Source organism: Dietzia sp. NPDC055877 (genome assembly GCF_053615975.1).
Window position 1 is genome coordinate 12,786 of record NZ_JBSHCV010000018.1, and the last position, 13,747, is coordinate 26,532.

The 13,747-nt window shown below is 65.4% G+C and carries 13 protein-coding genes; 4 read left to right on the forward strand and 9 right to left on the reverse strand.

What is annotated here, in order from left to right; all coding sequences use genetic code 11:
• Positions 1-51: 51 nt before the first annotated feature.
• On the forward strand, positions 52-441 hold the full coding sequence (locus ACWGLC_RS14880; RefSeq protein WP_253003859.1) for a heavy metal-responsive transcriptional regulator: 390 nt from the start codon (positions 52-54) through the stop codon (positions 439-441).
• A 356-nt stretch (positions 442-797) separates the two neighbouring features.
• Here the strand turns inward: ACWGLC_RS14880 and ACWGLC_RS14885 are convergent, their stop codons facing one another.
• From ACWGLC_RS14885 to ACWGLC_RS14900, 4 genes are all read right to left on the reverse strand, one after another.
• Positions 798-1,634, reverse strand: a complete 837-nt coding sequence (locus tag ACWGLC_RS14885; RefSeq protein WP_452100612.1) for a hypothetical protein — start codon at positions 1,632-1,634, stop codon at positions 798-800.
• A gap of 59 nt (positions 1,635-1,693) precedes the next feature.
• A protein-coding gene (locus tag ACWGLC_RS14890; protein WP_452100613.1) for an IS3 family transposase occupies positions 1,694-2,898 on the reverse strand; the annotation gives its coding sequence in 2 pieces (ribosomal slippage) (positions 1,694-2,611 and positions 2,614-2,898; 1,203 coding nt in all).
• Positions 2,899-2,937: 39 nt separating this feature from the next.
• Complete coding sequence (locus ACWGLC_RS14895; protein WP_253002082.1) at positions 2,938-5,187, reverse strand: N-6 DNA methylase; 2,250 nt, start codon at positions 5,185-5,187, stop codon at positions 2,938-2,940.
• A gap of 147 nt (positions 5,188-5,334) precedes the next feature.
• The gene (locus ACWGLC_RS14900; RefSeq protein WP_182653051.1) at positions 5,335-5,940 is read right to left on the reverse strand and encodes a hypothetical protein; all 606 of its coding nucleotides are present in this window, start codon (positions 5,938-5,940) and stop codon (positions 5,335-5,337) included.
• A gap of 281 nt (positions 5,941-6,221) precedes the next feature.
• Here ACWGLC_RS14900 and ACWGLC_RS14905 point away from each other — a divergent pair, with 281 nt between their 5' ends.
• Both ACWGLC_RS14905 and ACWGLC_RS14910 read left to right on the forward strand, forming a co-directional pair.
• Positions 6,222-7,271: a hypothetical protein gene (locus ACWGLC_RS14905; RefSeq protein WP_182653050.1), complete on the forward strand. Its 1,050-nt coding sequence runs from the start codon at positions 6,222-6,224 to the stop codon at positions 7,269-7,271.
• Positions 7,272-7,421: 150 nt separating this feature from the next.
• Complete coding sequence (locus tag ACWGLC_RS14910) at positions 7,422-8,144, forward strand: SOS response-associated peptidase (RefSeq protein WP_182653049.1); 723 nt, start codon at positions 7,422-7,424, stop codon at positions 8,142-8,144.
• Between the two features lie 400 nt (positions 8,145-8,544).
• On the opposite strand, the gene ACWGLC_RS14915 is transcribed toward ACWGLC_RS14910, so the two are convergent.
• Complete coding sequence (locus ACWGLC_RS14915; RefSeq protein ID WP_182653047.1) at positions 8,545-8,946, reverse strand: helix-turn-helix domain-containing protein; 402 nt, start codon at positions 8,944-8,946, stop codon at positions 8,545-8,547.
• Positions 8,943-9,131, reverse strand: a complete 189-nt coding sequence (locus tag ACWGLC_RS14920; RefSeq protein ID WP_017838548.1) for a hypothetical protein — start codon at positions 9,129-9,131, stop codon at positions 8,943-8,945. The genes ACWGLC_RS14915 and ACWGLC_RS14920 overlap by 4 nt, the downstream gene beginning before the upstream one ends.
• A 134-nt stretch (positions 9,132-9,265) precedes the next feature.
• Between ACWGLC_RS14920 and ACWGLC_RS14925 the strand changes: the two genes are divergently transcribed.
• Positions 9,266-9,391, forward strand: a complete 126-nt coding sequence (locus ACWGLC_RS14925) for a hypothetical protein (RefSeq protein ID WP_452100614.1) — start codon at positions 9,266-9,268, stop codon at positions 9,389-9,391.
• A 45-nt stretch (positions 9,392-9,436) separates the two neighbouring features.
• On the opposite strand, the gene ACWGLC_RS14930 is transcribed toward ACWGLC_RS14925, so the two are convergent.
• The 3 genes from ACWGLC_RS14930 to ACWGLC_RS14940 form a co-directional block, all read right to left on the reverse strand.
• Entirely contained in the window at positions 9,437-10,120 is a 684-nt protein-coding gene (locus ACWGLC_RS14930; protein WP_452100615.1) for a hypothetical protein, read from the reverse strand.
• 100 nt (positions 10,121-10,220) lie between these two features.
• Complete coding sequence (locus ACWGLC_RS14935; protein ID WP_452100616.1) at positions 10,221-11,984, reverse strand: ABC transporter ATP-binding protein; 1,764 nt, start codon at positions 11,982-11,984, stop codon at positions 10,221-10,223.
• Positions 11,981-13,726, reverse strand: a complete 1,746-nt coding sequence (locus ACWGLC_RS14940) for an ABC transporter ATP-binding protein (protein WP_452100617.1) — start codon at positions 13,724-13,726, stop codon at positions 11,981-11,983. The genes ACWGLC_RS14935 and ACWGLC_RS14940 overlap by 4 nt, the downstream gene beginning before the upstream one ends.
• Positions 13,727-13,747: the final 21 nt, after the last annotated feature.

Sequence of the window (13,747 nt, forward strand, 5' to 3'; positions counted from 1 at the left end):
CGCAGGGGAAGGTCAAGGAGAACATGGACGAGAGCCGAGATAGGGGCCACTGTGCGCATCGGTGAGCTGGCCGTGGCCAGCGGAACCACAACCAAGACGCTGCGCTTCTACGAAGAAGCCGGCCTGCTACCTGCGCCTGCGCGCACCACCAATGGATACCGCGACTACACCCCTGCGGCCCTGGCGCGCCTGGACTTCATTCGCCGCGGCCGCACCGCTGGGCTCACCCTGGCCCAGATCCGCGAGATCCTCAACATCCGCGACGCCGGAGTCGCACCCTGCCAGCACGTGCACGCCCTACTCGAAGCCCACCTGGGCGACCTGGACCGCCAAATCGCCGACCTGCAAGCACTACGACACACAGTCGCGCACCTTCACCACAGCGCCACCACCAGCGATCCCACCAATTGCGACGCCACGACCGTCTGCCGCTATCTGTGACCAGACCAGTGCTCGCGTGTATCGCCATCAGCGGATATCGCCACAGAGCGTCGACAGATCCCCGCCGTATAACGGCGAAAGACACACGCCGATTGCAGATCCCCCGCTGTCCCGCACGGGTGTACCCCAACGGGACCCTCCAAACTGGGCGCTTACTGCCGCGCCTGCCTGCCGCCTTAGGCAGTTTTATGCCAATACATAGAACGGGGCAGTTTGTCCAACACGTAAGATCCTGCATGACGGGACTTTAGTTGTTGGAGGTTTCATGACCGTTGATGCAGCCGCACTAGTTCAGGAGCTTGGGATGCGGATATCCGAAGGCTCCCTAGTGGCGAAGGTGAACGCCCCGGTTCTAGTCAGTCTGTCGTAGGCAGCACGGCCTCCAGCGGCACCAGTTCTGCGACAGCATCCTCGATCTCTTGGGAGATTCCGGCCGCCACCAGGGCAGCGGCAACCTTCTTGCGTGCGGCCTGAAAGGTGCGAACTCCAGAAATATCCACTGAAGCTGCCTCCTTCTCAGATTGCGCACCGAGGTTGGCGAGTCTCGCATGGAGGCTGTCCGCAGAATCGAACCTCGGGAAGGGGACCGCGAAGACATTCTTGTCAAAGTCGCGCGTCCCGAATAGACCCAGCGCCTGAAGCGGTTTGACTCGCTCAAGGAGCGTCGAGGAGTTGAGAATTGCACACAAATAGTGGCCTTCCGCTTCAGCCGCCACCGGCACCCAGTAGAGCTTGTGGTCAATGACTGCGGAACCGTCACGCACCACAGCGGCGGCCAGAGTATTGCCGGACTTCGTATAGACCACTCTCAGCGCTGACAGTGGAAGCTGCGCAGATAGTTGGCCGTGGTAGTCGATGCGGTCGAGTAGATGCACCTTGTCCGAAGCTGGCTTGTGTGTGTTCCAGGTGGACTCGGCCTGGTTCCACCACCCGGAGAGACCCGGATACTCGGCGAGCTTCCCAGGGGACAGGATGCTGCCATTGTCGATGGGAAGGACCGCTTGCCTGGGGGTAACGCATCGGTGGGGCAGCACAGTCTCGCCGAGATAAACCGGTCGCACGAAACGCTGCTCTACCCTGCCCGTCAGTGACGGTTGAGATTTATATGGCTCCTTCTCCTGTGATGTTCGAAAAGAGGTCACTGCGACCCGCCCGGCGCCCGCGCCAAGCGGGCCTGCCTCTGCCTTTTCCACGAAGATCAACAATCGCGGATAAAGGATGGGACTGCTGCACGAACAGGTGACAGATGGGGTTAGGCCGCCTGGGTAGCGGCTGTGGTCATGATCAACTCGTATTCGACCGGGGTCAACCTGCCCAGACCTGACTGCCTGCGACGGCGGTGGTAAGTCCTCTCGGTCCAGGTGATGATCGCGATTCGCAACTCCTCACGGGTGGTCCAGGCGCGGCGGTCGAGGACGTTCTTCTGCAGCAGTGCGAACCAGGACTCCATTGCAGCGTTGTCACCGGCCGCGCCCACACGACCCATCGACCCGACCATGCCGTGCCGGTTGAGCGCGTGGACGAACTTCCGGCTGCGGAACTGCGACCCGCGGTCGGTGTGCAGGACACAGCCGGCTACATCTCCGCTGGCTTGCTGACGGCGAGCAACCGCGTTGTTCAGCGCTTCGACAGCCAGCCGGGACTTCATCCGCGAGTCGATCGAGTAGCCGACGATCCGGTTGGAGTAGACGTCCTTGACCGCACAGAGATACAGCTTGCCCTCCCTGGTCCAGTGCTCGGTGATGTCCGCGAGCCACAACTGGTTCGGAGTCTGTGCACGGAACTCGTGGCGGATCACGCCGTGCCGATCGGTCACCGCGCAGAGGTCGTCGTGGACCGGCGGGCCGGGCTTCTTGCCGTTCTTGCCGCGTCTCTTCCCGAACGCCGACCACCAGCCCTGCCGTGAGCAGATCTTCCAGGCGGTACGTTCGGCCATCGACTCGCCGGTTTCGCGGGCTTCGTCGACCAGGAACCGGTAGCCGAACTCGGGGTCGTCGCGGTGGGCGTCGAACAGGGCGTTGGCCCGGTAGGCCTGGGTGAGTTCGGCATCGGTGACCGGGGCCGGGAGCCAGCGGTAGTAGGGCTGGCGAGCAAGGTTCAGCACCCGGCAGGTCACCGCGACGGGGATGCCGTCGGCGGCCAACTCACGGACAAGCGGGTACATCATTTTCCCGGCAGGTTGGCCTGCGAAAGGTAGGCAGCGGCCCGGCGCAGGACCTCGTTCTCTTGCTCGAGGAGCTTGATGCGCTTGTTCGCTTCGCGCAGGGCATCCGACTCGTTGGCTGCCCGCGCAGCTGGTGATGGATCGGCTGAATTCTTGTCGTCGATGGTGAGCCATCGCTTGAGGCACGACGGCGAGATGCCGAAGTCCTTCGCGACCTGGGCCACGGACGCGTCGGAGTCGCGGAAGACCCGGATCACGTCCTCGCGGAACTCCTTGGGAAACGCCTTCGGCATGGTGCACATCCTTCCAGCGTCGACACACGCCGACGCAGATCAGATGTCACCTATGGGTGCAGCAGTCCCGATCGCACCATTGCGGAACATCGACTTGTACGGCGAGGGGGCGGGCTCGTCTCCGTCGCCAAGCGCCGTCACCGTTCCTGGCGACCTAGTGGTTCGCTCTGCGACTTCGCTCCACGGGAGGTCCGCACTGGAAAGTCGGTTGGACCACTTGACTGTCTGAAGCGGTACTGCGGTTGCCACTTCAGCTCTGCGTCCGCGGATGACGCAGGAGACCATTGGGAACCCGGTCGCGGCTTCGGCCAGGTCCCAGCTCTGTTCAAAAGCCACAGTCAGGTGATCGCCGGTTCCCGCTGCCCATTTTCCGCTGCGAAACCCGGAGTGCGGCCTGCGGGTGATGGTGCCGTGCGGCATAACGAATCCGAACTGACCGCCGTCGCGCAGATACAGCTCCACTGCCCGTACAACGAACAAAGTCGACAGGTCCCGAGCAGAAGCGCCGAGTCCCTTGTTGAGCAGGTTTCGTGTCTTAGCGAGCGTCTTGTACCGCGTTTGCATTGCCTCGGTCATCTTCGAGTAGCGCAGCCACGGCGGGTTCCCCACCAGGAGATCCACCCTGTTTCCGGGCTCGGACAGCCATAGTGGGCGGATCAGGTTACGGACGTAGTAACCCCAGATATGGTTTCGTCCCGATCGATGGAGGGCTCGCATTGTAGAGAACGTGGTTCTCAGAATCTTCGCTTCTTCAGCGGTGACCGCGAACCTGCGCAGGACCGGATCGATCAGCGTGCTGTCTTTTTTCCCACTGAGGTCGAGCGCATTGTCAGCCATGGCGGATACGAGTTGGTCGAAGCGTTGAGCATCGCCCAAGATGCTCCGGGGGAACACTAGGTCGTCACCGAATAGGACGCCGCCGCCCTCAACGAGCTCGTTGCCCGCAGTGGTGATGGTGACTCTGTCCGTTCCACCGAACAGGTCACGGTTCTGTTCCCACTGCACCGAGTCGCCAAGGTAGATCGGAATGGTTAGCGGTCCACGATCCTCAGAGTTGATGCGCTCGATCCCGATTGCGAGCAGGTAGGTCACGCGGGCAAGGGTGACCGCGACGGGGTGTACGTCCATTCCGACGACGTATCGAGTGACGTCCAGAACCGCTTTTCCAGTGGGTGTTCCGTTCGCTTCCGCTGCGTCGAGGTAGCGGCGAACGGCGTGGAATACGAAGGTCCCGCTGCCGCAGCTCGGGTCGGCCAGGCGGGTGGCGAGGGGGTCCCTGACGCGATCATCTACGATGCGGTCCGCTAGCCAGTCTGGGGTGTAGTACTCGCCAAGACCTTCCCGTTCCGCCTGGGGGATAACCGACTCATAGAGCACTTTGAGGACGTCGTGCTCGACCTTTGACCAGTCGAATCGGGCAATGCGCCGGCCGAGTTCGGTGACGAATTGCTCTCCGCCGGCGACCTCCACGACCCAGTCGAAGAAGTCGGCCTCGACAACGCCATGGATTTGGGCGTCGGCGAACTCCGATCCCGAGGTCATCTGTGCAGGGGTCAGGGGTCCGTGCGGGGATACGTCCCAACCGATCGCCGCGTGAGCGACTAATTCTGCCGTCACAACTAGCAGGGTGTGGTTGATGAACAAGGTCTCGTCATCGACGAACCCGGTCCCGAAGGCCGTGCGCAGTAGTTTGGCCCACAGTTCCCGCTTGAGCTTGACCTCGGGATGGTTACGGTTATCGCGATAGAGCACGGCGAGAGCCGCGTAGTCGAGCTGATGCGCTGGCGAAGTGGATCCCAACCGTTGCTTGATCTCAGCTGGGACGGGACGGATTTGTTCGCGCGTCGCCATTATCGACTCGAGCCATACCAGTAGTGCGTCCTTGTCCGGGTCGCGTGGACTCAGCTCGAGCTCGGAGACACAGGTCAGCTGGTCGTCGGCCAGATGGTAGAGCCGCCAGGCGGTGCCGTCGGTGAGGATGCCAACGTAGCGGCCGCCGAGTTCTTTGGTTCGCTGGGCAACATAGCCGGCGAGCTGCTTTTCCGCGTCAGTCAAGTCTCCAACACGGAGATCCTTTTTGACCTCAATAACGACGTGACCAGCTTCGATGTCGATCCGTCGGCGGGTTCCATCAGCGAGTTGGGACTCCATTGTCACAACGTCATCGGTGTCCAGCCCGAGCGCCGCGGCCGTGAGCAGCATGTAGATGTCGGCCTGCGTCGTGGCCTCCGGTCGCATCGGCTGCCGGGAGGCAAGGCGCCTGATGATCGCCTCAGTACTGGATGTCATAACCGCAATGTATCCGGGAACTTCGAATCAGATGAAAGCGCTCTACATTCTGGATCCTGGCTCTTGACCCCCGCGGGTTAGCAGCAAGGGCGGCTCCGCACACCACGCAGTGGATCGGCTATCCATGTTCCGCTGGCGCGTGCTTGCTCATGTGTCGTCTCGATCTGGCGCAGGCGTGCCTCGTGTAGCGGTTAGGTCCTCGGGAGGAACGAGGCGAAACACGTCCCCGGCACCGGTCGTCTCCACGAGCTCTAACTCCGCTTGCATAGCGGGCCAAACCGCCGCGACCTCGTCCAAGAGCGGCTCAAGCTTGCCCTTAATTACTCGCTCCCGGAGCGCATCCGCGACGTCCGCCAGCTCGCGCCAGTGAGGGTCTTTCGGCGAGGTGGAGACGGAAAGATTGAGCTCGACGGATATGAGCTTGCCGCTGGGGTCGACCTCGATTCCGACGCGCCCCTCTTGGTAGTGCGCGGAATCTCGGTGCGCCGCGTGGCGATTGCGCCAGTCCTTTGCCTTGACGTGGATATCCCTCTGATGCTGCGTGAGCCCGCTGAGGAGTTCGCCGAGCCGTGCAGATCTACTGCCCTTAAGAAAACACCGAAAGTAGGCCACGAGCGCGCCTTCCCAGAGCGCTCGCCTCAGATGCTGGTCTCCGTTTTCGGGAACGAGTTGCACGTTTCTCAGCACAACGGCTGCCTGAAAGAGATCTTCGGTGATGGAAGCCCACTCGGCGTAGTCATTCAGCTTCGCCACAAAATCCTCAGGCCGTCCGCTTCGCATCCTCCGACGGTAGCGCTCAGACAGCGTTCTTCGGTCGGCTTCGGCCGTGGGCCAGTGTCGCGTGGCTTTGCTGAATGAGTCCAGCGGCTGGGTCTGTCAGCGGTCTTACCTCGGCCGGGGCAGGCCCCTGTGCGTTGTACGCTCCCCCGTCCGTTATGGAGCGAGTGCGCGCCGGGCTCCTCCACGCCCGTCACCATTGCTCGATGCAAATTTATGGATGGGACGAACACAGCACGTTCGCTTAGTCTTGCAGCGTGATCGACGACGACGGCGCGGACGACCCCGCGGAGCATCCCGACGAGGACAACGAGCCGGATGATCACATCGAACTTACGCCCGAGCAGGCTGCGAACCTTCGCCGAGTGATATCGAATATCCCAATGCCCGAAATCATGCTGCCAGAGTCAGTACGCAGGAGCATTGCCGACGCCCAACGGGCTCTTTCCTCCCAGAACCTGAAACCGTTGCACGAAGCGCAAGCGGTATGGCGAAAGCAGCTCAGCACCAGCATCACGAGCGACACCTTGAAGAGTTTCGAGCAGATCTCCGAGCAGCTCAATAAGCACATTGACTTCAACGGCATCGCACAGTCGCTGGAGACCGTAGCAAAGATCAACACGACCTTCGCTGCACAGCAGACCACGCTGTTCAAGAACCTCAACTCGGCGATCGAGGCCATGCGGGCGGGTTTCTACCCGTCGAACCTGCAGTCAATCGAGGGCCTGGACTTCGAGGACGTGGACGCGGTCGTCATGGCCGACGGTATCCCGCTCTACGGCCTTCCGCGCACCGCCACCGCGGAAGCGCTAATCCGCGCCGAAAACACAAGCAAGCGGCGTGACATCCTCGACTGGCGGTGGGAAACGATCTCCGCGGACTGCCGCGAGATCGTCCTCAGCTGCTCATCGAAATCGGTCGCACCATATGCGCCCTTCGCTGTGGCAGCGCTCGACGCCCTGGATGCCGGCCATACCGACGCGGCTCAGGCCCTCGCTGGATCGCTCGTCGACACGATCGTCACGGGCCATTTCGGTAGCGACCGCTATAAGTACACACCGAACAAGAAGACGAAGACAACGGATGCCTACGATAAATTCACGGTTCGCGAGTACATTGCATTCGCTCCGATGTGGCAGACGTACCAGCCTTTCTTCGTCTCCAACGGCGACAAAGTGCCAATCCAGTTCAGTCGCCACGCGACGGCGCACGCGGTGAGCAAGCATCAGTACAACCGGCCCAACGCCGTACAGGCACTGATGTTCGTCTGTAGCCTGCTGTACCGGATCAGCGAGGAGTCGGACTGAGAACAGCTATGGCCGCTCCCCCGACAGCTCGACATCATGCTCGCCCCCACGGGCTCAAACGACTCACCTCGGTCGAGTGCCGATAATGTTGCATTCCGTCATATCTGCTGGTCACGAGCAATCTAGAGGCTCCACTGTTACTGTCTCGGCATGTGTGGTCGGTACTCGGTAGCCATTTCCGGCTCGGCTCTAGTTGGGGAACTCGATCTCGATGGGGCCGATCCCGATTTCGAGTGGTCGCAGACCTATTCGGTGGCTCCCCGTACGCGGGCACCAGTTATCCGGGATCGCCTGATCGACGATCAGCGGGTGCGTGAGGCGTTCCTACCGACATGGGGCTTGCGCCCGTCTTGGGCCAAGGAAAAGGGCCCACGGCCGATCAATGCTCGTCTCGAGGGCGTGGCAACCAACGGCATGTTCCGCTCGGCGTTCGCTTCCGCCCGAATCGCAGTTTTAATGACTGGCTACTACGAGTGGCAAGAGGCCCTCGAAGACGGTAAGAAGGTCAAGAATCCCAGCTACGTCCACTCCCCAGGCGACGAACTACTGCTCGCAGCTGGACTGCTCGCCTTCCACCGAGACACCGGCGACGAAGAGTGGCAGACGACGTTCACGATCATCACCCGCACCGGTGAAGATGCCGCGGGCGAGGTCCACGACCGGATGCCGGTCTTCCTGACCCCAGCCGCCTGGGACACCTGGCTGACCCCGGAGAAGATCGCCAAGGATCAGGCCTCCGACTTGCTTGACCTGCTTGATATCGAGTCCCGAACAGTCGCGGCGACACTGCGGACCCGTCCGGTGTCCCGAGCGGTCAACAACGTGCGCACGTTGAATCGCCACGATCCGAGCCTGATCGAAGCTGCGCACTAGCCCGGAGGTGTTATCTCTCGCCCGTTCGCGAGCAATTTGTGCCTCAGCTCCCTTGCTCCTGCCGCGCTCGGTACCTACGGCCGACGCAAGCGCTGTCCAGTGGAGGCGCCGATCCGGTAGCGGGGTTTGCCGTCGGCGCCGTTGCGGTAGCGGCGGGGGTTGCGTGCCAGTCGTCGCAGGTCGTGCAGTAGCTCGGCGGCCCTATCTTCGCCTAGCTCGGTGACTGCGAGTCGGTAGACGCCGCGGGCTCCCCAGTCGGGTTCTGGGAGGCCAGCGACTACGCGGTGCCAGCGCATCAGCTCGAGGAAGTGCGTTTCGCCTGCCTGGTCGGCCGCTTGTCGGATTCGGTCCACCAGCTCGTCCACGCCGGCACCGTATCCGGCCCCTCCGACACCGGTTGTCAGTGCAGGTCGCGGGCGGCGATGAGGCCGGAGATGAAGTCGGCGGCCCTGTCTGCTTCGGCGTCGGTGAGGTCGTATGCGACACCCGCAACGAGAGTGCGCGAGGGGCCGAGCGGTTGAAGGCCGAGACTCACTCGGGTGGTGGCCGACAGGGCTGCGCGGTCGGCGATGTACGCAGCGGTGCAACCCAGAGCATCGGCGATGGCTGCGAACTGCTCGCGGTTCATTGTCGGAGGGTGAGCCGGACGGCCTCGGGCGGCGGGGACCTGGCCCCGTTCACAAATGCTCATGTGGCTCCCGCTTACGCCGACGGCGAGCGCCAGCCTGAGCTGCGTCAGCCCGGCTTCCAGACGAACGGTGCGGATGGCCCGCCCCAGTGACCTCGCCTCAGCTGGCGTCATTGCCCCTCCCCCTCCGTGTCGGGTCGGATCTCAGCTACGACTGACCAGTGCCCGTCCTCCTGGGCGGCCGACACCACGGACGCCTCGGCCCCGTCGAGGAGTCCGAGGTTTTGCAGGCGACGGTCGAGGTCGATGTGAGCGTGCAACTCACTCGGCCCGGTCCCGATGAGGTACATGGTCGCCATCGTGCCCGGTGCTACGACTGTGCGGGCACCGCTCCTGCCGGGTACGCAGATCTGCAAGCACCCAACAGTTCTAAGATAGTCACATAACGCTACTCGCGGCGGCTGGCACGATCGAAGAACGAGCGGGGACGGTCATGCTGTCCCGTCTCATCGCCTCCGCAACCAGCACCGACGCGGACGCCTCCACCTTCTCCGAGGTGGCCCGGGTGTTTGGTATCGACTGGATACCGGCCGCACGGCTGCCAGAGGGTCTCGACTAGGGGAAGCTCCGTTCAAGCCACAACCTTGCGACCTGACCGTGGGCCCTACTCCAGCCCAGGCACCAGGCCTCGCAGATCGATGATGTCGATGTGGGCAGCGGGCCCGGCGCGGAACTCCGCAACGGACATCGTCGAATCCTCTCCGTACTTATCGGCGAACCGCTGGCGAAGCCGTACTGATGAGCGGCCGAGCATCCAGGCGACTGTGGAAGTGGAACTGACCAGGAACCGATTGGGCAGCTCGCCAACGATGTAGAGCTGCGCCCGGCGGCCGGAGTCATCCAGAGACAGATGAACCAGGTCTGCGACGACGCCTCGCTTGCGCATCGTGTCGGCACCTTTCCACTGGGCGACCTTGAACTCGGCGATGCGCCGATCGGTCTCCAGGTCGTACGGCCTGGTGGGGTCGTTGCCGGCACCCAGGGAGGGCCGGTTCACAACCCGTTCGTCGGGCTCGAGGATGTGCGGCAGCGCCAGGGCGATGGTCGTCGCGTGGACGACGTCGTTGAGACGTCCGACTTTCGACCGGACCAGAAGGGTGGCGTCCAGCAACTCCTGGGTGAACCCGTGTTGGGCGGCGACTGCGCCGGCATCATCGGCCGTGGTCCGCACAAGCTCCGACTCGGCCTGCGCCAACTGGGTCGTCAGATTGGCGGTTCCCAGGAACTCCGACAACACCATGAACGCTGTCGCAATGTCGTTCGCGGTGCGCGGGGACTCAGCCGTCATGCGCAAATCATGACACCCGACCACGTTGCGAGGGCGGCGGGGTCTTGTCGTTGTCGCTCCTCACCCACCCGCGATCCGGCGCGGCCACCGCCTATTCGCCTCAGCCCCCGAACCACGCGCGGCCGAGCTCCGCGTACCTGCCACCGGCCCGCAGGAGCTCCTCGTGCGTACCGGCCTCCACGATCCGCCCGCGCTCCATCACCAGGACGCGGTCGGCGGCGGCCGCCTGGCTCAGCCGGTGCGCCACCACCAGCCCGGCGCGCCCCTTCAGCACGGCGGCGGCCGCGGTGTCTAGCCGGCGAGCCCCGGCGGAACCGGCCTCGGCGGTGGCCTCATCGAGGATCACCACGTCCGGGTCGGCCAGCTCCACGCGGGCCAGGGCGATCATCTGGGCCTGCATCGGATCGAGTGGGTGCCCGCCCTCGCCGACCACCGTGTCGATCCCGTCGGGCAGGTCGTCCACCCAGTCGGCACCCACGGTCCGGAGGGCAGCGCGCACGTCGTCGTCGCCGGCCTCGGGGCGGGGCGCCCGCACGTTCTCGGCCACGGTCGTGGCAAAGGTGTGCACCTCCTGCGAGACCATCGTGATGTGCTCGCGCAGCGCGACCGGGTCGACATCGGAGATCGGCACCCCGCCCAGGCTGACGGCGCCGCGGGACGGCACCACCGACCCCGCGGCGACCAGAGCGAGCGTGCTCTTGCCGGCGCCGGTGGAGCCGACCACGGCCACCACCTCGCCGGGTGCGAGCGAGAAGTCGATGTCCACCAGCGCGGGGATGTCCCCGCCGTAGGAGTGCGAGACGCCGGACAGTTGGAGCGGGCCGGGCTTCGGAACGGCGGTCCGCTCGGGCACGGGCATGGTGATCACGCCGACCATCCGCACCAGCGAGGCACCGGCGGACTGGACCTGATCGGCCATCCCCACCAGCGCACCGATCGGGTTGAACAGCCGGTGGAACAGCAGCGCGGCGGTGGTCACGGCGCCGGCGGTGATCATGCCCGCATCCACGAGGAAGAACCCCACGACCAGTAGCAACGCCAGCACCGTCGCCTCGGCGCGGTTGTTCCGGCTGAAGGCCCGGGTGACGAAGTAGAACACCCTAATCGACAGGTCCCGGGCCAGACCCGAGGCATCGGTGATCCGCTCGAGCTCGGAGTCCTGAGCGTCGTAGGCGTGCAGGGTCCGCGAGCCGGAGATCCCGCCGAGGAGACGGCTGGCCCGCGTGCCGAACGCGGCCCGCTCCTCCGCGTAGATCGGACCGGATCGCGGCAGGTACCAGCGCAGCGTCGTCCAGTACATGGGCAGCGCCACCAACCCCACCAGCCCGAGCCGCCAGTCCACGGCGACAAGCCCCACGCCGGAGACCACCACCGTGAACAGCGACTGCACCACCAGCGGGATCACCGTGGTGGCGGCCTGGCTGATCTCGCGCGCGTCCTCCGCCACGCGGGAGACCAGGTCGCCGGTCTCGGTGCGCTCCATCTGCGCCGCCCCGAGTCGCAGCGACCGGTCCATCACCATCTCGCGCAGCCGGGCCACCGTCGGCTCGGTCAGCCGCGCGAGCCAGGTCTGTCCGGCCCACGTACACAGCGCGCCAACGACGCCGGCCGCCGCGATCGCCCCGGAGCCCACCAGCACCACGGCGCCGTCCCCGGCGTCGGGAAGGACGTCGACCAGCCAGCCGATCACCCACGGCGCCACCAAACCTGCGACCGAGCCGACCAGCCCGGCCAGGCCCACGAGCAGCAGGAAACCGCGGCGCTCCCGCAGCAGCGGCCAGAGCACGGCCAATGATTCGCGCGCGCTGGCCAGGGGCAGCGCCTCGGTGGTGGCCGGGGCCTGCTGTACAGATGTAGTGGTCATCGATCGACCGCCGTCCGGTAGGTTTTCGAGCTGGCGCGCAGCCCGGCGTGGGTGCCCGATCGCGGCTCACCGTGGGCGGGCAGGTGAACCACCCTGTCGGCCGTCGCGAGGAGAGGGGGCGACGACGACACGATCAACGTGGCCTGCCCCGACCGGCGTGTCCGCATCTCCCGCACCGCCTGCGCGATCTCCCACTCGGTCACGGCATCCACCGCACTGGTCGGCTCGTGCAGCACCAGCACGTCCGGGTCCGCGTGCAGGGCCCGGGCCAGCGCGATCCGCTGCCGCTGACCACCCGACAGATTGCGCCCACCCTCCTGTACGACGTGGTCCAGCCCGTCCGGCAGATGCTCCACGATCTCGGCGACCGCCGACGCGTGCACGACGTCGTCGTCGACCTCTACCCCGTCGTCGGCCCCGACCTCCCCATGCCGCAGGGCGATGTTGGACCGGATCGTCCCCACGAACAGATCAACGCGGTGCGGGGCCACCACCAGGTGGCCCGCCAGCTCCGGCACCAGGGCGCTGCGGCGGTGCCCGCCGACCAGGACCGCGTCGGTGTGGTCACCGTGGCCCGCGATCGCCAGGGTCACCGCGTCGGCGGCGGCCGGCTGCTCGGCCACCAGCGCCACCACCTCGCCGCGCGCCACCTCCAGATCCAGAGCGCGGCCGTCGGGCAGCGGGAGGTCACGCAGTTCCAGGCGGGATCCCTCGGGAACTTCGGTACCCGACTCGTCGACCGGCGCCGACCCCCGCAGGTCCACAAGGCGCTGCGCGGCGCCGTGGGAGCGTGCGAACACACTGACCATCATGGTGATCATCCGCACCGGCTCCTCGAAGAACACCGCCACGCCCACCACCGAGACAAGCGTGCCGATCTCCATCTCGCCGGCCACGACGCGGTACCCGGCGGCCACCAGGACCATCACCAGCACCGCGGCCATACCGAGCGACCCGATCCCCGCGACCCGCCCCGACCGCTCCGCGGTGACGATGCCGGCCTCGGCCGCGCCCTGCGAGGCCACGCGGTACTGCTCGGCCGCCCAGCGCTCACCGCCGCCGGCCTTGAGGACACGCAGGCCGGTCATGATGTCGGTCGCGCGGCTGCTCGCCTCGCCGATCGCGGCCTGCTGCGCGGTACTGTGGCGCGAGATCGCCCGGCTCGGCAGCGCGACCAGCACCAGGCTCAGCGGCACCCCGACCAGCACGATCAACCCCACGATCACGTCTGTCCACAGCAGGTAGACCGAGATCGCCACGATGCTGATCACCGCCGACCCGCCCAGCGCGACCTGCCGGAAGATCAGCGCGGCCACGTCGGCGTCGGCCGAACACACCGACAGCACCCCGCCCGAGCTCGCCCCCTCCATCGCGCGGCGCCGGGCCAGCGGGACGCGCGTGGCCTCGACGCGCAGGTCGTGGGCCTCCTCGTTCAGCGCCCGGTTGCTCATCCGCGCGCCGAAGCGGTAGCTGAAGCTGAGCACCGTGAACAGCACGACGAGCCCCACCACCGACCACAGCATCGCCTGGCGGTCGAGCGGGATGATCGCGGCGTCGACGATCCAGCCGATCGCGATCGGCACCAGTGCCTCGGACAGCTGCCACAGGGTCATGAGGAGCAGGCCGGGGACCACGAGGCGCCAGCGCCGGGAGATCGCACGCCACAGGAGCCCGTTCGCCGTGGCGGGCGCGGGCGCGGTGTCGTGCGCCGTCGCCTCGCGCGTCACTGTGGGTACCGCCATGTGTGTCAGCTCCCGCCGCCG